Genomic DNA, 21956 nt, shown 5'->3' with positions numbered 1-21956 from the left:
AGTGAGCAGCGTCTGCGCCAGGCTGCCGGCGGCGGCCGCGCGCTGCATTCCTGCGGGGAGAACTGCTCGCTGGCCATCTTGCACGGGATCAGGTTCGCATCACGGGCCATGGCGTGGCGCCTTGGCACGCATCAAGCCACCTGCGGATTGAATCAATGTTGATGTGGCGCAAGACCGTCGTGGCCGCGCGGCCGAAGAATCTGCCCACCCGTCGCGCAGGGCTCGCGGCTGGTGTCTGTGACAGGTGACCCCGAGGAGAAATCAATGTCCGTTTACAAACACATTCTGGTTCCGCTGGATGGCAGCCCCACGGCCGATCGCGGCCTGCGGGAAGCCATTCGTCTGGCCAGTGATCTCAAGAGCGAGCTGCGGCTGCTTCACGTGATCAACGATTTTCCAATGGTGATGGAGATATCGACGATCTCCAGCTTCGAGGCGGGCCTCCTGCGGATGCGTGCGCATGGCGAATCGGTCTTATCCAAGGCCCTGGCTTTGGCCGACGCTGCCGGCGTGCAAGCGCGGACCGTGCTGCGCGAAGTCACGCAGGGCCGCGTCGCCGACATCGTGATCGAGGAAGCCGACAAGGCCGCCTGCGACCTGATCGTGATGGGCACCCATGGCCGTCAGGGTCTGAGCCGGTTGGCCCTGGGCAGCGACGCGGACCGGGTGGCACGAAGCAGCCCTGTGCCGGTGCTGCTGGTGCGCGGAACATCTACGAGCTGATCCCCTCACCGCAAATTCAACCTCTCATCCCACCCTTTCCCATCGACGAGAAGAACATGACAACGAACACACTGCGCACCCTCATGGCCTCTGCGGCCCTCACCATCGGTGCCTGCGCCTTCGCCGCCGACTACACCGCTCCTGCACAACTGAGTCCGCCGCAAAGTTCAGCACAAGGCGCGCGCGACGCCGCCGGCCGCGCAGCACAGGATGCGCAGAAGGCTGCGCGCAAGGCAGCCGACACGGCCAAGGCCGCCGCGGAAAAAAGCAAGGTGGCCACCGGCAAGGTGTCCAAGTCCTTGGCCGAAGGCATCCGCCAGGCCGCGAGGAAAGCGGCGGACGCGGCGACACGGCTGGAAGAAAAGGCCGCTGCGTCCGCCAGCCAGGCCGTTGATGAAAGCAAGGACCTTGCACGGTCGGCCCAGGAAGAAAGCGCCAAGGCAGCGCAGGCCTCCAGGGAAGCCCTTGCCAGGGCGGAGGAGTCCGTCAATCGCGCCGCGCAGGCCAGCAAGGAAGAGGCCGAACAGGCGGCGCAGGCCACGCGCGAGGCGCTGGACAAGGCGGACGAGGCTATGCGCGCGGCGGCCAAGGCCGTCGCCAACGCCTCGGCACGCACGCTCGAGGCCATGAAGCGTACTGCCCGCCCGGCGGGCCCGGAAAGAAATTGACAACTGCGGAGCTGCAAAAAGGATCTTCATGAATCCAGACATTCAACTGCGACACGATGTCTTCGCCCAACTCAACTGGGACCCGGCGGTCAACGCGTGTGATGTCGATGTGCACGTGCAAGATGGCGTGGTCACCTTGCGCGGACAGGTAGCCGATGAAGCCCAGCGGGCGGCGGCAGAACGTGCCGCACGGCGCACGGAAGGGCTGACGACGCTGCTGAACCGACTCAACGTCCGTCCGGCCCAGGCATTGGCCGAGGTGCGCATAGCGCCCACCGCTACTTCGAGCTGACCGGTCCTCATCACTGCGAGCACTTTTGTCGTCCGCACACGATTTGATGCAGATCAAGGTAGATCCAAGGCAGTGTCTTAAAAATCGGATTCACAATCACCGAGACAACAGGCCCCCGACCTTGGCCTTGATCCCACTCGATCCGGCGCCACTGACACGCGGCGCATCCAAATAGCTCGCACGCATCGTCAAGCCCCCTCGGGAAAATCCAGGCGCAGGATTGACAAGCCCATGGCCGACATTCCTGGTCGGCCAAACGGAAAGACCCATTCGGGTGCGGCTAATCAACGAGGACGAAAGCGCACGGCGCGCCATCACCCATGAACTGGTCACGGATTCGCGCGTGTGCGTTGTCGCGAGGCCGCCAGCATGCGCGAAGCGAGGCGGTTGCTGGCGCAGCACGCGTTCGACGTGCTCATCCTCGAGGTCCGCCTGGGCGGCGGCAAGGGGTTCGGTCTGATCGCCATCACGAAGCTAGATGACAGTTCAATAGAAATAATCGTGCACTCCACGCGGGACGTTGAGATGCATGTGCGACGCGCTTTTCGCGGCTGCTACTTCGGGTTATCTGGTCAAGATCGCCTGCCTCCAAAATTTCACGCAGTCACCCGCCAGCTCTCGACGGGGCTTCGGGGGTGTCGCCGGCGAGGTGCGCGTGCTACGCTCATGTGGATCGGAATATTCAGGAGCTTCACGCTTCGTTTCCCTGTCGGCGCATGAAATCCACCCCTCATATTGCGGCCCTCGACGACGAGCGCGACATCACGCTGCTACTGGCCAACTACCTGCAGGGCCACGGTTTGCGCGTCACCCAGCTTCATGACGGCCCAAGCCTGATGACGCTGATGGACACCGATCCGCCAGACCTTGTCCTGCTCGATCTCGGCCTGCCGGGAGAAGACGGCTTCTCCATCGCGCGCCGCATCCGCGAGAGTTGGCACTGCGGCCTCGTCATCGTCACCGGCCGGGCTGATGCGGTGGACAAGGTGGTGGGCCTCGAGGTGGGTGCCGACGACTACGTGACCAAGCCTTTCGACCTTCGCGAGCTGGTGGCGCGCGTGAAGGCGGTGCTGCGCCGGCTCACGCCTGAAACACCGACCTGCCCGGCGCCCGTACCAGCCGCAGCCGACAGGCTGCGCTTCGCCGGCTGGCAACTCGACAGCGCCACGCGCAGCCTCAGGAGCCCGCAGGGCGAACTCGTGCCGCTGACTGGCGGCGAGTTCGATCTGCTGCAGGCTTTTGCCCGGCATCCCGGCCGCGTGCTGTCCCGCGACTTCCTGCTCGAACAGACACGCGGACGCGAAGCCGCGCCCTTCGATCGCACGATCGACGTGCAGGTCGGCCGGCTACGCAAGAAGGTCGAGGCGGATGCGGACGATCCACAGCTCATCAAATCGGTGCGTGGCGCGGGCTACATCCTGATCCCGCCGGTTTCCCATGGCTAACGCAACGAACAAACTGCCCTTCCTGCCCGAGGCACCCATTGCGGGATTGCCATCGGGCATCGACGAAGGCAGCGTGTTCCGCTCGCTCTTCATCGCCTACCCCGATTCGCTGCTGCTGGTGGATCAGTCCGGCAGCATCATGCTGGCCAACCCTTGCGCAGCCACGCTGCTGGGCTATGCACAGGATGAGCTGGTGGGTCTGAATGTCGACGTGCTGGTGCCCGACAGCATCCGTCCACGCCATGCCTCCTATCGCGAGGCCTATGGCCACGCACCCCGCTCTCGTCCGATGGGCACACAGATGGAGCTGGTGGCCAAGCGCAAGGACGGCAGCGAGGTCATGGTCGAGATCGCGCTCAGCCCGCTGCAAAACCACGGGTTGCCGTTCGTCGTGGCCGCCATCCGCGACATCGGCGCCTATCCGCGCGTGAAGCAGGCGCTGCAGCGCGCCCGCTACAGCGAGCACCTGGCGCAGTTGGGGCGCCTGGCGGTCGACACGCGCGATCTGCAGGTGGTGCTCGAGCACGTGCCAGAAATCATCACCACAGCGTTGCAGGTCGAGGTGGCGATGGTGTGGCTTCTCGACAGCAGCCGCCTCGAATTCCGCGTTGCCAGCGGCGTTGGACTGGTTGCGGGCGAGGAGATCGGCGCACGCATCGCCAACCGTCCCGACACCCCGCCGGGGTTCGTGCTCTCGCAGGGCCGGCCGGTGCTGGTGCCGGACTACCGCACCGAGCACCGCTTTTCCGTGCCCCAGACCTATCTCGACTCGGGCCTGGTGAGCGCACTGGCCGTGCCGCTGTCCGACATGGGGCGCGTCATCGGCATGCTGTCGGTGCGATCGAAGGAATCCAAACGCTTTGGCGACGAGGAAGTGCGCTTTCTTGAATCGCTGTCCAGCCTGCTTGCGACCAGTTTGCAGCGCGTGCAGACCGAGGAGGCGCTCAGCCATGCCCAGCGGCTCGAAAGCGTCGGCCAACTGACAGGCGGCATCGCGCACGACTTCAACAACCTGCTGACAGTCATCCAGGGCAACCTGCAGGTCCTGCAGGAAATGCCCACGCTGGCGCAAGAAGGCTACGCACAGCAGCTGATCGGCGCCGCCACACGCGCTACACGCCGCGGCGCTGAACTGACCGGCAAGCTGCTGGCATTTTCGCGCCGGCAGATGCTGCAACCGGTCGCCGTCGACACGCATGCGCTGCTGCACTCGCTGGCCGACATGCTGCGGCGCACCATGGACCAACGCATCCGCATCGAGATCGACACCGCACTCGACTGTCCGCCAGTGCTGGCCGACCCGGGCCAACTGGAATCCGCGTTGCTCAACATCGCGATCAACGCACGCGACGCCATGCCCGAAGGCGGCACCCTTGTCTTTCGCGCCGAGCGGTGCGGCGCCTTGCCCGTGGCCCTGCTCAGCCAGCGCAGCGACCCTGACAGCGATGGCGCGACGCACTTCGTCGCGATCTCCATCGCCGACAGCGGAACGGGCATGCCTGAGGACGTGAAGGAGCGAGCTTTCGAACCCTTCTTCACAACCAAGCAGGCCGGTCGCGGCACCGGCCTGGGCTTGAGCACGGTGTACGGCTTCGTCAACCAGTCTCAGGGCGCAGTGGCGATTGACAGCAGGATGGGCCTGGGCACCACGGTGACGCTCTATCTGCCGCGGCAGGAGGAATTCGCCCCGTCCGCAGCTCTGGAAGTGCATGCCGACGAAGCGATCCCGCCGGGGTTGCGGGTGATGCTGGTCGAGGACGACATGGAGGTGTGCAAGGTGGCCGAGACCTTCCTGGCCACGCTTGGCTGCGATGTGGTCACCGCGGCCACGGCCGAGCAGGCGCTGTTGGCCCTGGATGCAGGCGCCGGGCCTTTTGACCTGTTACTGAGCGACATCGCTCTAGGCCCGGGCATGCGCGGCACGCGACTGGCCGCCCAGGTGCAGCAGCGCTTTCCGCAAACCGCAGTGCTGCTGATGTCGGGCTTCTCCTCGGAGTTGCTCGATGCCGACCGCGAAGTACCGCCAAGCTGGGAGCTGCTGCGCAAGCCCTACTCGCGCGCCGAGCTGGCGCGAGCCATCGCGAAGGTGCTCGCCGGCGGCGTCTGAGCGGCCGAGCAGTCCCCTTACTGGAGCATTGCTGGCGTCGGCGCCAGACAGCGCTGCACGAAGGCCGACAAGGCATTCACGTCCGGGATCTGCACGTCGCGACGCCCCTTGGCGGCGAAGCCGATGACGTTGTCGCGTGCCAGCCGCGACAGTGCCCGACTCACGCTCTCGAGCGTCATGCCCAGGTAGTTGCCGATCTCGGCCCGCGTCATGCGCAGCGTGATCTCGTCGGTGCGCATGCCGCGCTCGGCCAGAGATTCAGCCCAGTGGTGCAAAAAGTCGGCCACGCGCGCATCGGCCGGCAATGTGCACACGGACATTAGCGAGTCACGGTCGTGCGCGATCTCGCGGCTCATGGCGCAGTGCATCAGCTGCAGCAGCTCGGGGCATGTGATGCTGGCCGCCAGCAATGCCTCGTATGCCACCACCCAGATCTCGCCGGTGTCCATGGCCACCGCGTCACAGGAATAACGCGCACCCGCAATTCCGTCGAAACCGAGCCAGTCACCACGGAATTTCAGGCCCACCACCTGTTCCCGGCCGTCGGCCGAGAGATTGACGATCTTGAAGAAACCCGAATTCAGGATGTAGAGGTTGCCGAAGCGCTCGCCCGCCTGGTAGACCGTGTCGCCCCTGTGCACCACGCGGCGCTGCGGATTGAGCTGTTCACACAGCAGCCTCAATGTATCGGCGGTGTGTCGACTCGCGCACTCCCGGTCGATGGCGGGGAATGCCAACCCGGTCGGAACCGGTGCGCTTTTCGAGGGGGTGGCGGTGGGGAGCATCTGGATTCCTTGGGGTGTTTCGCGGGCCGATGGATGAATGCTAGGGAGTCCTCGGCAACGCAATGACAACGGCGGGAATCGGTCTGTAGCGCTCGGTGAATGGCGTGTGTCCGGCGTGTATCGACGCCAGACACTGTGGAGCAAATCACGTCTGCCGACCCTGTGCTTTGACTTGCGTCAAGCCCGGGTCCGAAACGGTGCTTAGCCTTGTCGGGTCACGCATTGACCATTCCATGCCTCTCTCCGACAAGACCCTCGAGGCCACGTTGCAGCTCTCGCCGCTGAAAGTGACGAGCCTGCTGGGCCGCGCGCGGCTGCTCCAGCGCGCCGCACTGGAGGGAAGCGCGCCGATGTTGCTGCGCGGCAAGAATCTGGGGCTGCTGTGCGAGACGCCGTCCGACGAGGCACAGGCGCTGTTCCGCAACGCAGCCGAGGCACTGGGCGCGCGCGTGGCCGTCATGCGCCCGGGACTCTCGCTCCTGAGCGACCCGCAGCAGGTGCAGGACACGGCCCGCATGCTTGGCCGGCTCTACGAGGCCGTGGAATGCCAGGGGCTGGACCCCGCGCTCGTGCAACGCATCGGCCAGCATGCCGGAATCCCCGTCTTCGACGGGGCCGCCACGAAAAGTCATCCCACGACCCGACTGACCGACCTGCTTGGCGACCAGACCGTGCCGGCCGACAACCGGCGCTTCGTGCTTCAGGCGCTGCTGCTGGACGCCATCGCCTGAGTCCTGCGGAGGCCTGGCAGGTGCGTACTTGATCCAGCGCAATGCGCCGGACCGTTCAGTTCCTACAGTGGATACCACGGTCGACCACGGTTTTCATGCGACGACCGCCCTTCCATTCATTCACTGCAAGGAATTTCCCATGAAGACCGATACCCAATTGCGCAACGACATCCAGGCTGAACTGAACTGGGCGCCCGACGTCAAGACTTCCGACATCGGCGTGATCGTCAAGGACGGCGTAGTCACCCTCACGGGTCACCTGGCCAGCCACGCCGAGAAATACGCGGTCGAGCGCGCCGTGCAGCGCGTGCATGGTGTCAAGGCACTGGCCATCGAACTGACCGTGAAGCTGCCGTTCGACAACCAGCGCACCGATGCCGACATCGCCCTGGCGGCCGAACGCGCACTCCAGTGGAGCGTGCTCGTGCCCGACGACAAGATCCGCCCGATGGTGGAAAAAGGCTGGCTCACGCTGAACGGTGAAGTCGAGTGGGAGTACCAGCGAAACGCCGCCGAGGTCGCCGTGCGCGACCTGATGGGCGTGACCGGCGTGTCCAACTTGGTGAAGGTCAAGCCGAAGGTCACCCCCGCCGACGTCGAGAAGAAGATCCACGAAGCGCTGGCGCGCCAAGCCGAACGCGAAGCCAACCGCCTCGCCATCACGGTCGACGGCTCGCAAGTCACGCTGCGCGGCACCGTCCATTCCTGGACCGAGCGCGATGCGGTGCAAGGCGCAGCATGGGCCACGCCGGGCGTCTCGGTGGTGGTGAACGACCTGCTCGTGGACGCCTGAGCATGCGCGTCGCGCTGGTCACCGGTGGCAGCAGCGGCATCGGGGCCGCCACAGCCGAAGCCCTGCTCGCCGCGGGCTACCGTGTGGCCGCGAACTTCGCCGGCCACCCCGAGGTTGCGCAATCCTTCACCGCGCGCACCGGCATCCCGACCTTCCGCTGGAACGTGGCGGACTACGGCGCGTGTCAGGCAGGCGTCGCAAGCGTGGAGGCCGCGCTCGGCCCCGTGGAGGTATTGGTCAACAACGCCGGCATCACGCGCGACGCGATGCTGCACCGGATGAGCGCCGAACAATGGCGCGAAGTGCTGGACGTGAACCTGGGCGGCTGCTTCAACATGTGCCGTGCCACGATCGGCGGCATGCGCGAGCGGCGTTTCGGGCGCATCGTGAACATGGGCTCGGTCAACGGTTTGTCCGGTCAGCCTGGTCAGACGAACTACGCGGCGACGAAGGCAGGGCTCATCGGCTTCACCAAGGCGCTGGCGCTCGAAGGCGCCTCGCACAACATCACGGCCAACGCGGTGGCGCCGGGCTACACCGACACCGCCATGGTGGACGCCGTGCCACCGGAAGCGATGGCGCGCATCCTGGCAGCCATTCCGGCCGGGCGACTGGCCACGCCAGCCGAGATCGCGCGCGGTGTGCTATTCCTGGTCGCTGACGAATCCGCATTCATCAACGGCATCACGCTGTCGATCAACGGCGGCAAGTACATGGCCTGATGCGGCGACGCTCGGACCTCCTCTTTTAAGAGTCCTGCCATGCCTGCGATCCCCGCACCCTACGCCACCGTCGATCCTTCCGCCCGAAGCGCGCCCTCCATGCACGCCATGGTGCTCAACGCCGCTTTGCTGCCGCTGGAACTGGAGCGACGCAACATCCCGCAGCCCGGTCCGGGCGAGTTGCGCCTGCGCGTGCTGGCCTGCGCAATCTGCCGCACCGACCTGCACATCGTCGACGGCGAACTTCCGCTGCCCCTGTTGCCGATCGTGCCGGGACACGAGATCGTGGGCGTGGTGGAGGCGACTGGTGCAGGGGTGACGGGCCATCGCATCGGCGAGCGCGTTGGTGTCCCGTGGCTGGGCCACAGCTGCGGTTGCTGCAACTTCTGCCTGGAGGGTCGGGAAAACCTGTGCGATGCACCACGCTTCACTGGCTACCACCGTGATGGCGGCTTTGCCAGCCATGTGATCGCCGAGGCCGCGTTCTGCCTGCCGCTGGCCCTGCTCCATGCCGATGCAGACGCCGCGCGCGTGGCGCCGCTATTGTGCGCGGGCCTGATCGGCTGGCGCAGCCTGAAGGCAGCTGGTGACAACGCGCACCGCCTGGGCCTGTACGGCTTCGGCGCGGCCGCGCATCTGATGGCGCAAGTCGCCCTCGCACAGGGACGCGAAGTCTTCGCGTTCACCAGCCCCGGCGACTCAGCCGCGCAGGCCTTCGCACGCCGCCTGGGCGCCACCTGGGCCGGCGGCTCGGACGAACGCCCGCCCGTGCTGCTGGACGCGGCCATCCTCTTTGCGCCCGTGGGCGAGTTGGTGCCCGCCGCGCTGCGCGTCGTGCGCAAGGGCGCCCGCGTGGTCTGCGGCGGCATCCACATGAGCGACATTCCGGCCTTTCCCTACAGGCTGCTGTGGCAGGAACGCAGCGTGGTTTCGGTGGCCAACCTCACACGTGCCGATGCGAAGGAGTTTCTCGATTTCGCGCAGACGCATCCGCTGCAGGTACACGTCAAGACCTATGCGCTCGCCCAGGCCAACGAAGCGCTGGCCGATTTGCGCGCCGGCCGCATCGAGGGGGCCGCGGTGCTGGTGCCCTGACGCGCCGGGCGCATCCGGCACACACACCAGCCCTCAGTTTCAGAGTTCGTGCGATTCGCGATAGTCGGGGACGGTGCACGGCCAGCCATGACGCTCCTCGATGGCCAGGCGCAACGCATCGGCCGCCACCGGCTCCCCATGGGTCACGAACACCCGGCGTGGTGCGCGCTGGGCATCGAGCCAGGTCAGCAACTCATCGTGGTCGGCGTGGGCCGACAGGGTCTCGAGGTTCGCCACCTCCGCGCGCACCGGCACGTAGGCGCCGTGGATTTTGATCGCATCGACGCCGGAGATCATCGCCGCCCCGCGCGTCCCCGCAGCCTGAAAACCCGCGAACAGGATGGTGTTCCTGGCGTCAGGCGCGTAGGCTTTCAGGTGATGCAGCACGCGTCCCCCGGTGGCCATGCCGCTGGCCGACACGATGATGGACGGATAGGCCAGCATATTGAGCCTTCGGGATTCTTCGATCGTGTTGACGATGATCGTCTTGCCCTGCATCTCGGCACACTGCTCGGCGCTCAATCGGTGTTCGTCCAGGTGCTTGCGGTAGATGCGCGTGGCATCGGCCGCCATGGGGCTGTTCAGATACACCGGCATATCGGGAATGCGTCGCGCATTCTTGAGCAATTGGATGGCATGCAACAGCGTCTGGGCACGCCCCACAGCGAAGGCCGGGATCACCACAATGCCGCCGCGCGCGGCCGTGCGATTGATCACGCCCGCCAGTTCGGTGAGCGTGTCCGACGCCGGATGCCTGCGATTGCCGTAGGTCGATTCCACCACCACGTAGTCGGCCGCCTGGACAACCTCTGGTGGGCGCATCAGAAGGTCATCGCTGCGCCCCAGGTCACCCGAGAACAGGATGCTTGAGCCTTCCCAGCCGACACGCACGCTGGCAGCGCCCAGGATGTGGCCCGCCCGATGCAGTTGCCACGACCAACCGGGCCACGGGGCGCACTCCTGGCCGAACGGGACGACCTCGAAGCGCTTGAGGGCCGCACGTGCATCCTGCTCGGTGTACAGCGTCAATGCGGGCTTGTGCTTCGAGTGGCCATGGCGGTTGGCAAAGTCGGCGTCCTCTTCCTGCAGACGACCCGAGTCGGGCAGCAGCAGTTCGCAAAGCTCGCGGGTGGCCGAGGTGCAGTACACCTTGCCCTTGAAGCCCTGCTGCACCAGCCGCGGCACAAAGCCGCTGTGGTCCATGTGCGCGTGCGTCAGCAGCACGGCATCGATGTCGACCGCATCGATCGGCAGCGCCTCCCAGTTGCGCAGGCGCAATTGCTTGAGCCCCTGGAACAGTCCGCAGTCGACCAGCAGTCGACGCCCCTCATGCGTGAGCAGGTACTTCGAGCCGGTGACGGTGCCCGTGCCGCCGAGAAAATCTATGCGCACGGCATGCCTCAATGCGACATCAGCACGGGCAATGTCATCCCCTGGAGGATCGATTGCGTGGCTCCGCCCATCACCCATTCGCGCGCCCGACTGTGGCCATAGCAGCCCATCACCAGCAGGTCCGAGCCGAGGTCTGCGGCCAAGGACAGCAGCTTGTTGCCCACGTCGCCGTCCTCATCGCCGCCGGGATGCAGCGTGGTGTTCTGACTCCCCTGCATCCGCAGGTAGTCCTGCAGGCGCTGCAGCGATGCCTGCGCATCCTCGCCATAGGCCACCACATGCACGCTCGCTGCCGTGCGCAGCCACGGCAGCGCGGCGGTCACGGCCCGCGCGGACTCGCGCGTCTCCTTCCACGCCACCAGCACGTTGCGCCCGATCGGTCCAATCGGGCCCGCGTAGGGCAGCACGAGCGCCGGCCGGCCGCTTTGCACCAGCACACTGGGCAGGAAATCGCCGGGCAGCTCCCCATCCATCGGGTCGTCCCTGTCACGCTGACCCAGGATCAGCAGGTCGGCATAGAGTGCGCGCCTGGAAAATGCCCAGGGGCCGTCGGGTTCACGCTCCGCCCAGTGAAGGCGCGTCGACCCAGCACTGTGGGTCATGAAGACCTGATACATCCTGTCGCGCGCCGTCTTGTCGACCTCTTGCATGACCGCGACAACCTCCGCCGCAGCTTCGATGGCGAATGGGTAAAGCATCAGCGCAGACAATGCGCACGGCTGGGCCGTGACCTGGGCATCGAAGGTCTGCGCGAGCTCGCGAGCCAGTTTAATCCGCTGGGCAGTTCGGGCTGAACTGTCAAGGTGAAGCAGGATGGATTTGGGGGTCTGCATGAGGGTTCCTTGCGACTGGCTAGATGCGATGGCGCGACCTTAGGTCTCATCGCTCGCAGGCACTTGCGCTGTATCAATCGGCAGTCATTTGGAAGCAGGAGCCGCCGCCACCGCGATCTTGATATTTCTCAAGGCCCAGATCTTCTGGGCAGCGCAGCATGCGCTCCTACCTCAACCCACGATCCTGGAGCGGCCCATGTCCTTCTTTTCGCGCAACATCGGAACCCTCGACCGCGCCGTGCGCATCGGCACTGGCGTGCTGTTGATCGCCCTGGCTGCGATGGAATCCATCGGTGTCTGGGGATATCTGGGTGTGATTCCGCTGGTGACGGGCGTGTTTGGCAACTGCCCGGCGTATTCCCTTCTGGGGATCCGTACCTGTGCGCCGCGCACGCGCTGAGCGCCGGATGCACGCGCGTCGTCCCCACACACCCAAGCGCATGTCGACCGGTGCATGGTGGCTCCTCGCGCTGTGTGTCGCAGCGTGCGCCGCCGCGCTGTGGATCGGCTTTCGGGCGCTCATCTCCTTGATCACTCTGGGCTGAGATCTCGGTCGTCGGCTCTCATCGACCGTTCAAAGACCGCCGGCCGACTCCATAAGACACCTACGGGAGTACCTTCTAATGTTCAAGCGTATCCTGGTTGCGACCGATGGATCCGCACTCTCGCAGAAAGCGGTTACCGCTGCGATTGCGCTTGCCGCGGACCACGACGCCGATCTGGTGGCGCTCAATGTCGTGCCGCGCTATCCCCAGAATTACTTCGAGGGCTCCGTGCGGTTTTCCGCAGAGGAGATCGGTCGCGTGGAAAAACAATGGGCCGAGAATGCACAAGCGATGCTCGACAAGGTCGGCGAACTGGCCAAGAAGAGCGGCGTGCGCGCACGCACAGTGACGGTCAACTCGGACCTCGTTGGCGAGTCGATCCTCGCCGCCGCGAGAAAGCACAAGAATGACTTGATCGTGATGGCCTCGCATGGGCGAAAAGGCATCAAGCGCATCCTCCTGGGAAGCGAAACACAACACGTTCTTGCGCACTCCACATTGCCTGTCTTGGTGCTTCGGTAGTGGGGACAGAGCAAAAGGTCTGAGCGGCTTCCTAAACCTGCCCGGCGTGCATCTGACGGAGTTCGGCGCGGCCCGACGGCGTTATGCGCAAAACGACACCTGGAAGATCGAGCGTCTCGCTATCGGTCGGAAGGATCGCCTCGACCAAGTCCGCAGCAACTAACAACGCTAGATCGCGCAGGTCCGCCGGGTCAGTCACGGCCCACGGGAGCGTTCCACTCCCAATCCTTCTAAGAAAATCCTTCGGCACCAAGCGCTCCTTTTTGGCAGCAGATGAGTGTAATTTCTCTCACCTCCCAGAATTGCTTTCGCCCACCTTCGCGCGGGTGGTTTTTGGTGGCCCACGTCCCCATGACGCTCAATGCAGCGAGGGCTAAGCCAACTTGGGGCAGACTGAATTTTTGGGCTGAGCGAAAACCGCCTACGTGCGCGCTACGGGCGCCGGGGACGGTGCAGGCCCGAAGTGCAGTTCCTAGCCATACCGCCCCTCGACCTGCCCAGGCATAGCCGACTATCACCACAGGCCACGTGGACACCCAGTTTTCAATAACTGAGGGCGTCGCAACGCATAGAAGCTCGTCGCAATGGACTACCGCTATGCAGCGATTGCCGACACCCCTCGGCCTTGCGCGAATGGGTACTATCGGCCGATTCTGTTGAAAAACTCGGTCGCAGTGTTCGCCGCTGCCCCGCAGCGAAATCTGACCTCTCAGATCGACCCAGGATCGACGATCGCGACCTGCGGAATGGTTTGACCCCCCCCGCAGATTTGCTCCAGAGGGCAGCAGTCGAGTTTTTCAACAGAATCGGCCAACAGCGGTCCTTCGGCGCCGCCACGCAGGCGTTTGTGAGTGGGCCAGGAGAACTGCGCCGCACGGACAACCGACAACGGGCTCGTCACCACCGGCACGCAGGTCGCCACACGCGTAGACGACGTGTTCATTGATCACGGCCTCTCGCACCAATCAGATCGCGCACGGCAATGGCCAGCACCAAAAGCGCCAAGCCGGCGGCGGTCAGGGTTGCCGCCGTGTAGAAGCCGATCAGGGCCCAGTAAAAGACGGGCTGCTCGGCTGCAAGGATGTCAGGTCCTTTGCGGTTGTTGAGCATCCCGGTGCGCAGGCTTTCCACCACTTCGGTCGCTCCCACAAGGCAACCCCAGCCGATCAAGGCCGCGACGGCGAGGGCCTGCATCGACTGTAGCCACGGCCGTCGGCGGCTCGGGGCATCCGGACCGCCCGTCACGTGCTCACTGCGTTGGCAAAGGTCAAGCGATTCCCAATGGAATGCCGCACTGTCACCTCACGCGTGCACCAGGTCACGAGGCAGATGGTTTGGGGCAATGTCTTAGGCATGGGTTCGCTGATGCTGGCGGGAAAAACGACTTTACTCGAATGTCCTCTTTCGAATTTAGCGGCCGGCTGCTTCGGGCCCTCTTCCGACTTTCACTGGCGCCTGGCAGATGTCAGTTTTGCAGCGTATTGCCGACTTTGAGATCGAAACTTTCGATGCCGCGATGAGGCTGATGCTCGACACCCGGAAAGGTACTTTCGGCTTTATGCCCCAAGGTGCAATCGCGGCCGCTCGAAGGTTTGTGTTCTCGCGATAAACCAGCGTAGCTGGGCTCGCCGGGAAATTTAGTGTGCTGTTCAAATCTGCGGGTTGCCTAGGAGGTGCAGATGTAGCTAGCGGCCGACTTTGGCCCTGCTGCATCGTTGATGGGCCCCGTGTACCGCGGATATTCCGGGTACTGGCACAGAGGCCGAGCAAAGACAACTGTTCCTTCTGCGTCGCGTTTCTCAGCAAGCAATGTCGAAGGTGCTGCGCTTCGTGTCACCCATTGGTCGAGGGCTGCCAGAAGATCTGACGAGTCGGCCCCCGGGCCCCCGCTGCAGTGGTTCACACCGGGCGCGACGTAGAAGCGCGTGGATGCCTCGGTAGCTGCGGCTCCGATCGAGTTCCGCAGGTTTGCGTAGTACTCGGCGGTCGATTTCACGCTGAGGGCGGAATCACTCCCGCCGTGCCACAGGATCAGCTTGCCACCGCTGTTGAGGAACGGCCGAATGTCCGTGTTGGTGGCGTCATTGAGCGCCGCCATCGCATAGAGCGCATTTTGGTTCTGATCCCAAGGCGTGTAGGTCAGTGAATTGGTGGATCTATCGCGGACAAGGTAGTTCTTGACCGTCGTATCCTGAAAAAGAAACTGCTGCGCGCCGGCGAGATTGCCGTCGCCCGTGATCCACGCGCGCCATGCACCGGGGTTGTCCTCGTTCCCTGTCAGGTTCCAGCCCGCGTTACGGAAGGTGGCACTGCCCGTGAATGTCGCTTCGGTGGTCCACGACGTCACCACGTCAAGCTGTGCGTCCGACAGGCAGCTGTCCCCGGAGTCGGTGCCGCCAACGCAGCGCAATGCGGCCACGTTGACGAGCGCTGGCGTGCATGCGGCCTGGTTCGACACGACCCCGTCGACGATCCCGTCGAGTCCATCGCAGGTGTCTCGCACATGTTTGCTCAGAAGCGCAATCTTCGCGGCGGTGAATGTGCCTCCAGGTGCCGCCAGTGCCCTGGCATTCCGATTGAACGCGCCCATGAACCCGACCCAGTTGTAGGCGGGGGCGCGCGCGATGACGCCATCGAAAAGGTTCGGTGATCGTTGCACCGCCATCAATGCTTCTCGTCCGCCGTTCGAGCAACCTTCGAAGTACGACTTCGCCGGTTGCGCTCCATAGGCCAGTGTTAGCGCTTCGGTGGTCGTCGACATCACAGTGGGCACGGAGAGGCTGCCGAACAACTGGGCGGCAAAGGTGTCGGTCAAGGCGAAGTCGGCGCTCAAGGCATTGGCTTGATGCCGTGACGACCGGCGTGGGGGGAGGACTTTCCGGCTGCGCGGCCGGAGCGCCGGGAAGCAGCACGGGCAAAACACCATGGTTGCCGGAGCCCCCGCCGCAAGCGGCCAGCATTGCCACGCTGGCCGCTGCAACCTGGAGCCGCGCGCGCGCTGACGAATGCTTCGAGAAGAAGGCGTGCATGTTTGATTCCTTGATCGGTTTTCGAGCCCGCACCGCGACGAGATCGAGCGATGCGCATCGGGATGACGGAGGCCGCTTCTGCTTGCCGGGGTGGCCGGCCCCATCGGGCTGCCAGGAGTGCGCCGGTGGGCTTTCAGAGTTCGTCGAGCGGATAGATCGGACGCCGTACGAGTTCGAAGCGCAGCTTCGAATAGTCCGACGTCGTCACGCCGATGCTGTCGCATTCGATGACGTCTTGCGCCAAGCTACCGAAGCCAGCCCGCCAATGCATCCGGCTCTTCAATACGAGGTACTGGGTTCGATCGAGATCGATTCCGAGCGACATCAGGTAGGCAAGATCGTGCGGCTCGGTCGCCAGGGAAGTCACCACAACCTGGACGCCGCCCACTTGAAGCACGACGGTCTTGCCCGCCGTGATGGCCACGCCGGCCATCATGGGACCGCGCAGCCGGAATGCGCCATCGCTGATGGTGCGCACGCGCGCTGACACAGTGATCGGCGCGTTGACGTCGCCGGTGGCCCTCAGCTCGCTCAGTCCACCAAGAGAGAGCGTGAGTTCATTGCCGACGCCGGCGGCAATGGCTTGCTCCACCGCCTGCGGATCGCGAATCGCATAGAACACCGCGTCCTGAAGGTCCTGGCGCAACACCTCGGCCAGCACGCCCGTGGTGTCCATCGTGCCACCGGACGCGCTGTTGTCGCAGTGGTCGAGAAGGACGACCGGTCGCCCCGTTGAAGACTTCGCTCGCCCCACCGACGCCGCCAGCGGCTGCCCTTCGTACAGGAAGGCCGAACGGCTTTCCCATGCACGATCGAGCAACTCATCGCGTACGCGCCTGGCTTGCTCTTCATTCGCGTCCGTGCACACCACGGCCGAAAGGCCGGCGTTGCGGATGTCTGCATGGGGGAACCCGGTAAACACGGAGGCGGCGAGCACGGTCCCGGACTGCTCGAGTTCGATGCAACGCGCTTGCAGCGACCGATTGGGCTCCGCATGCGTGCCCTGGCGCATGACGTGCGGCAGCATCGGCCGGTTGTCCCATGCGAGGATGGGATGGATTTCTCCACGGATTGTGCGCACCAGCAGTTCTGCGGCCCGTTGACCTGCGGCAGCCATGTCGATGTGCGGATAGGTGTGATACCCGCTGAGAACGGTCAGGCGCTCGACCATCTCCGGATAAAGGTTGGCATGCATATCGAACGCCGCACCGATTGGAACTGACGGCTGCAGTTCGCGAAGCCGGCGCAAGAGCTCACCTTCACCGTCTTCATGTTCGGCCGTGACCATTGCCCCATGCAGATCAAGCAATATTCCGTCGAAGACCTTGCCCCGGGCAGCGTCGAGAATCAGTGCCACGATCCGCTCGTAGGCTTCGGTTTCGACCAGCCCGCTCGGGCTCGCCTCCGCGACCACGGCCACCGTGATCTCGCAGCCCTCGCGGTCGGTCACTTCCAAGAAGCCGCCCATTCCTGTCCCCGTACCTCGCCGGGCTGTGGCTGCGGCATCGCCAACGAGCGGCGTGTTGCTGTCACGGAAGAATCGCCGTAGCGGCGTTGGCGCGGGAGAGAAGGTGTTCGTTTCGTGCTTGAAGCAAGCCAGAAGCAAGCGGAGGGGAGCTTCACGATTCATGTTGTCCTCGGAGTCGGTTGCGCAATGGGGGTTAGAGAGGTCGAAGGCGGGGGAGGCTTGCAGCGGTCAGAAGTCCACCGCTTGAAGAACCGCATCCCACGCCAAGTCCGACGCCGCTTCGGCCAGCACGAAAGGATCGACCGACGCAGTGCCTGTTCCCGTGGAGAGCGCGAAGAGAATGTCGCCGTCGTGCGGTGTGTGAAACGGCTGGATGGCGCGGGCCATCGACGAATGCACTTGCCTGCCAAGTTGCCGCAGGAACAGCGGCGGCATGGGCTGGTCGGTCACGAGGACAGTAAGCGTGGTGTTCTCCGTCGTGGCGACGGTGTTCCCCGGTGTGACGGGCGCTTCGGCTGTGGCCGAGGCGATGGGCACCAGCACCTCGCGCGGGTGATGGCGCACGCCCGTACGCCGGTGACGCAGGCCGCGCACCACCCGGCCTTGGCGGTCGACGATCACGCCCAACGCGTTGACTACGGTGGCCACGAACACGCGCGTTCCGCCGACCATCGCGAACGCGGCGCCCTGGCCGCCGGCTTCTCGCTCGTAGTCCGGATAGGCTGCGAACTTGCCCACCGCCGCCGAGCGTCCGGCACCACGTGCGCCCAAGGGAAATGTTCCCACCTGCGCGGACCTGTAGGCGGCTGCGCCGAGCGCCTTGTCCGGATAAATCGAATTGGTGCGTCCGCCGAAGTCGTAGATGATGGCGCCGGACACCAGCGCGATCTTTCCCCACCCCACGGCGCCATCGCGCTCGGCCAACATGCGCGATGCCACCCCCGTGGCTGCTTCCAGCCCGTACAAGGAACCGCCCGCAAGGCTGATCGCATCCACGCGCGGATAGCCGCCCAGAAGGCCCGGTGCGCCACCGCGCACATCGACCTCGCAGTCGGCACCGCCTTCGACATGAAGGACCGTGCAACCGGTCGGCCCCTCCTCGTACTCCGCAATGCCGATCTTCAGCTGAGGAAAGTCGAAGGACAGCGCGCGGCCGTCCGACGGCCCCTGCCACAGCCGCGGAACCAGGTCTTGCACGGCGTTCACATCGTTCTTCATTTGTTTGACTCTTTCGTATTTACGCTGCAGCCTGCCAAAGGGCCTGGCTGTACTCATGGTGCGGTTTCTCGTAGAAACGCGCGGCGTCGCCGATCTCGACCACTTCGCCCGAACGCATCACCGCGATCCGGCTGCATACGTAGCGTGTGGCGGCCAGATCGTGCGAGATGAAGAGGGCCGCAAAGCCGTGACGCTGCTGCAGGTCGCGGATCAGATTGAGGATCTGCACCTGCACGGAAACGTCGAGCGCACTGACCGCTTCATCGAAGACCAGGAACCGGGGCTGCGTGATCAACGCCCGGGCGATCGCCACCCGTTGGCGCTGCCCGCCAGAGAGCTCGTGCGGGAAACGCTCCGCAAACCCCGGATTGAGGCCCACCAGCGCGAGCGTCTGCGCGACGCGCTCGCGGCGCTCCTGCGGCGTTCCCGCGCCGGTGACCGCCAGCGGCTCTGCCACCGACACGCCGAGGCGAAGCCGCGGGTTCAGGGCCCACTCCGGCTGCTGCAACACCACCGACATGCGTCCCGCAAGCAGAAGTTGCCGGGCTCGACGCGAGGCGGGAACGATATCGCCAAGAAAGCGCACCGCCCCCTGCGTCGGAGCCTGCAAGCCGAGCAGCAGCCGGCCCATCGTTGTTTTCCCGGAGCCGCTTTCTCCGACGACGCCGAGCGTTTCGCCGGCGCGGATGCTCAAGCTCACGCCGCGCACGGCGTCGACGCGGCGCCGGTTCCAGACCGGCCCGGTCGCGAACGTCACGCCCACACTCTCGAGCGACACCACAGCCTCCGTCATGCGGCCTCCTTGAATTGAACCAATTCGCCGGCGCGGTGACATGCGACCGAGCGCTCCTCGACCTCGCGCAGTTCGGGTCGCAGTGCGCGACAGTCGGCGCCGGCATACCCGCACCGATCGGCAAACGCGCAATGTTCGCTGCGACCGCTGAGCGCCGGCGGCGCGCCGGGAATCGAAGCCAGAACCTCGCCCAGCTTTTCCCTTCCAGGCGCCACGGCAAGCAGCGCCTGCGTGTAGGGATGCATAGGCCGCGCGAAGACCACGGACGCCGGCCCGTACTCGACCACACGGCCGGCATACATCACCGCCACCGTGTCGCAATGACGGGCCACGGCGCGCAGTTCATGGCTCAGCAGTACGACGCCTGTTTTCATTGAATCGCGCAACGACACGAGCAGCGCAAAGATCTGTTCGCGCAGGGTTGCGTCCAGGGACGCCGTCGGCTCGTCGGCCACCAGCAACATCGGCCCGCGCGCAATGGCCATGGCAATCACGACGCGTTGCGCCATGCCGCCCGACAGCTGGTGCGGGAAACTGCGCTCGACGCGCTCGATGTCGCGCAGCCCGACACGTGCCAGCAGATCGCGCACCGGCGCCTTACTGCCGGCCGCCAGCGCCACTTGCTTGCCGACGCGCATGGTCGGGTCCAGCGCGACCATGGGGTTCTGAAAAACAAAGCCGAGCGTGCGACGTCGCAGTTCGCGCAGGGCGGCATCGTCCAGTTCGAAGACCGACCGGCCATTCACTTTCAGATCGCCGCCGGGTCGGCCGGCGTTGTCCGCCAGCAGCCGGCCCACCGCCAGGCCCAGTGTGCTTTTTCCCGAGCCGCTCTCGCCGACCAGCCCCAGTACTTCGCCGGCGCGCACCGACAGCGTCGCCCCGTCCAGCGCGCGATGCGCGGCCCCCGATGCGTCGCTGAACTCGATGACGAGGTCCGTCACTTCCAGCAACGGCGATGTTGTCGTTGTGTTCATCAAAGCCGCCTCCCGCGCAGAGGTTCAAGAGCGTCACGCAATCCGTCGCCCAGAAGATTCACGGCCACGATCGACAGTGCCAGCACCACACCCGCCGACAGCGCGAGCCAGGGCGCGATCGTCAGGTACACCGAACCCAGACGCAGCAAAGCGCCCAGTGACGACTCTGGCGGCTGGGAGCCGAGCCCCAGAAAACTCAATCCGCTTTCGATCAGGATGCCGATCGACACGGCGTAGGTGAACTGCACCAGCACCGCGCCCAGCACATTGGGCAGCAGGTGCACCAGCATCACGCGCAAACGCGAGGCCCCCGCCACCTCGGCGGCCGTCACGAAGCCGCGCCCCACCATGCCGAGCGTGACCGAGCGCACCACCCGCACGAACAGAGGCAGCGTGGCGAACAGGATCACCGCGAGCGCAGAAATGCTTCCCGGGCCGATCACGGCGGCGACCAACAGCCCGAGCATCAGCGCCGGAAACGCGAACATGATGTCCATGGCCCGCGCAATCACGGTGTCGACCCAGCGCCCCACATAAGCGGCGTACAGCCCGATGAGGGTTCCGAGAATGGCGGTCCCGCAGACCGATGCCAGCGCCAGAACGAAGGTCGCACGGATGCCTCGCACGATGCGTGGCAGCAGGTCGCGGCCCAGCTCATCGGTCCCGAAAGGCATCGCCCATGACGGTGCAGCGAAGCGCGGACCGGCGCCGATCTGGTCCGGATCACCCAACGGCAGCCAGGGACCGAGAGCGCCCAGCAACAGCAGCAAAAGAAGGACCAGCCCACCGACAGCGGCCAGATGGTCGCGGCGTGCGAAGCGCACGGCGGTTTTCATGACTTGCATCATTCGCCCTTTCACCCGTGGCGCCTGGCATCGATGCGCGGATCGAGCACGGCATACCCCAGGTCGGCCAGGGTGTTCACGGCGATGAACACCGCAGCCGCCAGCAACACGCCAGCCTGTACGACCGCGTAGTCCCGATTGCCCAGCGCGCTGTAGACGTACAGACCGATTCCGGGCACGGAGAAAAGGATCTCGGCAATCAGTGCGCCACCGAGCAGGTAGCCGATGTAGGTGGCCGTCACGGTCAGCACCGGAATCGACGCATTGCGCAGAACGTGGTGGCGCACGATCTGCCAACGGCTTCGCCCTTGCGAGATCGCAGTGAGCACATGGCCATCGGTCAGCACGCGCTGAACCGAATCGCGCGTCGTGCGAACCAGCAGCGCAATGCCGAAGATGCCCAGGCTCATGCCCGGCAAGAGCGTGGCGCGCACGCTGACACCCGGGTCTTCGGTGAACGGCACATAGCCACCCACGGTCGCACCCAGGCTCCACCGGGAGAAGACGTACACCAGCACGCTGCCCAGGACCACCTCCGGCACGCTGGCACCCAGCGCCCCGACCATGCGGCCGACGGACCGCCATCTGCCCACGCCCAAGCCTGCCAGCAAGCCCAGCGGCAAGCCGACAAGCAGTGCGGTGGCCGCCGCGATCACGGCGACCTGGATCGTCGCAGGCGCGCGGCGCACCATTTCGTCGGCCACCGGCTTGCTGGTCGCCATCGAAACGCCGAAATCGCCGGTCGCTGCGGTGCCCAGCCATTTCACGTACTGCGCCGGCCCCGACCGATCGAGCCCGAACTTCGCGACCAGTTCGGCGCGCGCCTCCACGGAGGCATCCGGACCCAGCACCATCTGCTCGAAGCCTCCGGGCAGCAAGCGCAGGCCGGCAAAGACGAGGATCGACACGCCCACCAGGGTCAACGTGGCAATCCCCAGGCGCAGGGCGAGGTAGTAGACGATTCGCATCTTTCGGC

The 21956-nt window shown here is 65.2% G+C and carries 23 protein-coding genes; 11 read left to right on the top strand and 12 right to left on the bottom strand.

Annotated elements, in window-relative coordinates; genetic code table 11:
• Window positions 1-264 precede the first annotated feature (264 nt).
• From RZE79_RS31085 to RZE79_RS31065, 5 genes are all read left to right on the top strand, one after another.
• Window positions 265-723, top strand: coding sequence for a universal stress protein (locus RZE79_RS31085; protein ID WP_319362094.1), 459 nt, complete (start codon window positions 265-267; stop codon window positions 721-723).
• An 83-nt stretch (window positions 724-806) separates the two neighbouring features.
• Window positions 807-1391: a hypothetical protein gene (locus tag RZE79_RS31080; RefSeq protein WP_319362093.1), complete on the top strand. Its 585-nt coding sequence runs from the start codon at window positions 807-809 to the stop codon at window positions 1389-1391.
• Between the two features lie 28 nt (window positions 1392-1419).
• On the top strand, window positions 1420-1683 hold the full coding sequence (locus tag RZE79_RS31075; RefSeq protein ID WP_319362092.1) for a BON domain-containing protein: 264 nt from the start codon (window positions 1420-1422) through the stop codon (window positions 1681-1683).
• A gap of 716 nt (window positions 1684-2399) precedes the next feature.
• The gene (locus tag RZE79_RS31070) at window positions 2400-3128 is read left to right on the top strand and encodes a response regulator transcription factor (protein ID WP_319362091.1); all 729 of its coding nucleotides are present in this window, start codon (window positions 2400-2402) and stop codon (window positions 3126-3128) included.
• Window positions 3121-5235 (top strand): PAS domain S-box protein, encoded by a 2115-nt coding sequence (locus RZE79_RS31065; RefSeq protein ID WP_319362090.1) that lies wholly within the window; start codon window positions 3121-3123, stop codon window positions 5233-5235. The genes RZE79_RS31070 and RZE79_RS31065 overlap by 8 nt, the downstream gene beginning before the upstream one ends.
• 17 nt (window positions 5236-5252) lie before the next feature.
• Here the strand turns inward: RZE79_RS31065 and RZE79_RS31060 are convergent, their stop codons facing one another.
• A complete protein-coding gene (locus RZE79_RS31060) occupies window positions 5253-6020 on the bottom strand; it encodes a Crp/Fnr family transcriptional regulator (RefSeq protein WP_319362089.1) in 768 nt (255 codons plus the stop codon).
• A gap of 233 nt (window positions 6021-6253) precedes the next feature.
• On the opposite strand from RZE79_RS31060, the gene RZE79_RS31055 reads away from it, so the two are divergent.
• From RZE79_RS31055 to RZE79_RS31040, 4 genes are all read left to right on the top strand, one after another.
• A complete protein-coding gene (locus RZE79_RS31055; protein WP_319362088.1) occupies window positions 6254-6751 on the top strand; it encodes an ornithine carbamoyltransferase in 498 nt (165 codons plus the stop codon).
• A 139-nt stretch (window positions 6752-6890) separates the two neighbouring features.
• On the top strand, window positions 6891-7544 hold the full coding sequence (locus tag RZE79_RS31050; RefSeq protein WP_319362087.1) for a BON domain-containing protein: 654 nt from the start codon (window positions 6891-6893) through the stop codon (window positions 7542-7544).
• A 2-nt stretch (window positions 7545-7546) separates the two neighbouring features.
• The gene (phbB, locus tag RZE79_RS31045; protein WP_319362086.1) at window positions 7547-8266 is read left to right on the top strand and encodes an acetoacetyl-CoA reductase; all 720 of its coding nucleotides are present in this window, start codon (window positions 7547-7549) and stop codon (window positions 8264-8266) included.
• A gap of 99 nt (window positions 8267-8365) precedes the next feature.
• A complete protein-coding gene (locus RZE79_RS31040) occupies window positions 8366-9361 on the top strand; it encodes a zinc-dependent alcohol dehydrogenase family protein (RefSeq protein WP_319362369.1) in 996 nt (331 codons plus the stop codon).
• 39 nt (window positions 9362-9400) lie between these two features.
• On the opposite strand, the gene RZE79_RS31035 is transcribed toward RZE79_RS31040, so the two are convergent.
• A complete protein-coding gene (locus RZE79_RS31035; protein WP_319362368.1) occupies window positions 9401-10753 on the bottom strand; it encodes an MBL fold metallo-hydrolase in 1353 nt (450 codons plus the stop codon).
• 8 nt (window positions 10754-10761) lie between these two features.
• On the bottom strand, window positions 10762-11586 hold the full coding sequence (locus RZE79_RS31030) for a universal stress protein (RefSeq protein ID WP_319362085.1): 825 nt from the start codon (window positions 11584-11586) through the stop codon (window positions 10762-10764).
• A 196-nt stretch (window positions 11587-11782) separates the two neighbouring features.
• Here RZE79_RS31030 and RZE79_RS31025 point away from each other — a divergent pair, with 196 nt between their 5' ends.
• Both RZE79_RS31025 and RZE79_RS31020 read left to right on the top strand, forming a co-directional pair.
• Window positions 11783-11986, top strand: a complete 204-nt coding sequence (locus RZE79_RS31025; RefSeq protein WP_319362084.1) for a DUF2892 domain-containing protein — start codon at window positions 11783-11785, stop codon at window positions 11984-11986.
• A 223-nt stretch (window positions 11987-12209) separates the two neighbouring features.
• A complete protein-coding gene (locus RZE79_RS31020; protein ID WP_319362083.1) occupies window positions 12210-12653 on the top strand; it encodes a universal stress protein in 444 nt (147 codons plus the stop codon).
• Window positions 12654-13362: 709 nt separating this feature from the next.
• On the opposite strand, the gene RZE79_RS31015 is transcribed toward RZE79_RS31020, so the two are convergent.
• From RZE79_RS31015 to RZE79_RS30975, 9 genes are all read right to left on the bottom strand, one after another.
• Window positions 13363-13596 (bottom strand): hypothetical protein, encoded by a 234-nt coding sequence (locus tag RZE79_RS31015; protein WP_319362082.1) that lies wholly within the window; start codon window positions 13594-13596, stop codon window positions 13363-13365.
• Window positions 13593-13847 carry a hypothetical protein gene (locus RZE79_RS31010; protein ID WP_319362081.1) on the bottom strand — a complete coding sequence of 85 codons (255 nt, stop codon included), beginning with the start codon at window positions 13845-13847 and terminating at the stop codon, window positions 13593-13595. The genes RZE79_RS31015 and RZE79_RS31010 overlap by 4 nt, the downstream gene beginning before the upstream one ends.
• 472 nt (window positions 13848-14319) lie before the next feature.
• Entirely contained in the window at window positions 14320-15486 is a 1167-nt protein-coding gene (locus tag RZE79_RS31005) for a tannase/feruloyl esterase family alpha/beta hydrolase (protein ID WP_319362080.1), read from the bottom strand.
• A 329-nt stretch (window positions 15487-15815) separates the two neighbouring features.
• Complete coding sequence (locus RZE79_RS31000; RefSeq protein WP_319362079.1) at window positions 15816-17312, bottom strand: M81 family metallopeptidase; 1497 nt, start codon at window positions 17310-17312, stop codon at window positions 15816-15818.
• Window positions 17313-17378: 66 nt separating this feature from the next.
• Window positions 17379-18368 (bottom strand): P1 family peptidase, encoded by a 990-nt coding sequence (locus tag RZE79_RS30995; protein WP_319362078.1) that lies wholly within the window; start codon window positions 18366-18368, stop codon window positions 17379-17381.
• A 19-nt stretch (window positions 18369-18387) separates the two neighbouring features.
• Window positions 18388-19161 carry an ATP-binding cassette domain-containing protein gene (locus RZE79_RS30990; protein WP_319362077.1) on the bottom strand — a complete coding sequence of 258 codons (774 nt, stop codon included), beginning with the start codon at window positions 19159-19161 and terminating at the stop codon, window positions 18388-18390.
• Window positions 19158-20135, bottom strand: a complete 978-nt coding sequence (locus RZE79_RS30985; protein ID WP_319362076.1) for an ABC transporter ATP-binding protein — start codon at window positions 20133-20135, stop codon at window positions 19158-19160. Before RZE79_RS30985 ends, RZE79_RS30990 begins: the two co-directional genes overlap by 4 nt.
• Window positions 20135-20971 carry an ABC transporter permease gene (locus tag RZE79_RS30980; RefSeq protein ID WP_319362075.1) on the bottom strand — a complete coding sequence of 279 codons (837 nt, stop codon included), beginning with the start codon at window positions 20969-20971 and terminating at the stop codon, window positions 20135-20137. The genes RZE79_RS30985 and RZE79_RS30980 overlap by 1 nt, the downstream gene beginning before the upstream one ends.
• Before the next feature lie 20 nt (window positions 20972-20991).
• The gene (locus tag RZE79_RS30975) at window positions 20992-21948 is read right to left on the bottom strand and encodes an ABC transporter permease (protein ID WP_319362074.1); all 957 of its coding nucleotides are present in this window, start codon (window positions 21946-21948) and stop codon (window positions 20992-20994) included.
• Window positions 21949-21956 lie beyond the last annotated feature (8 nt).

This window comes from Variovorax sp. EBFNA2 (assembly GCF_033802765.1).
GTDB lineage: Bacteria > Pseudomonadota > Gammaproteobacteria > Burkholderiales > Burkholderiaceae_C > Variovorax > Variovorax paradoxus_H.
Note: the sequence above shows the minus strand (reverse complement) of the source record. Positions and strands in the feature narration are given on the sequence as shown.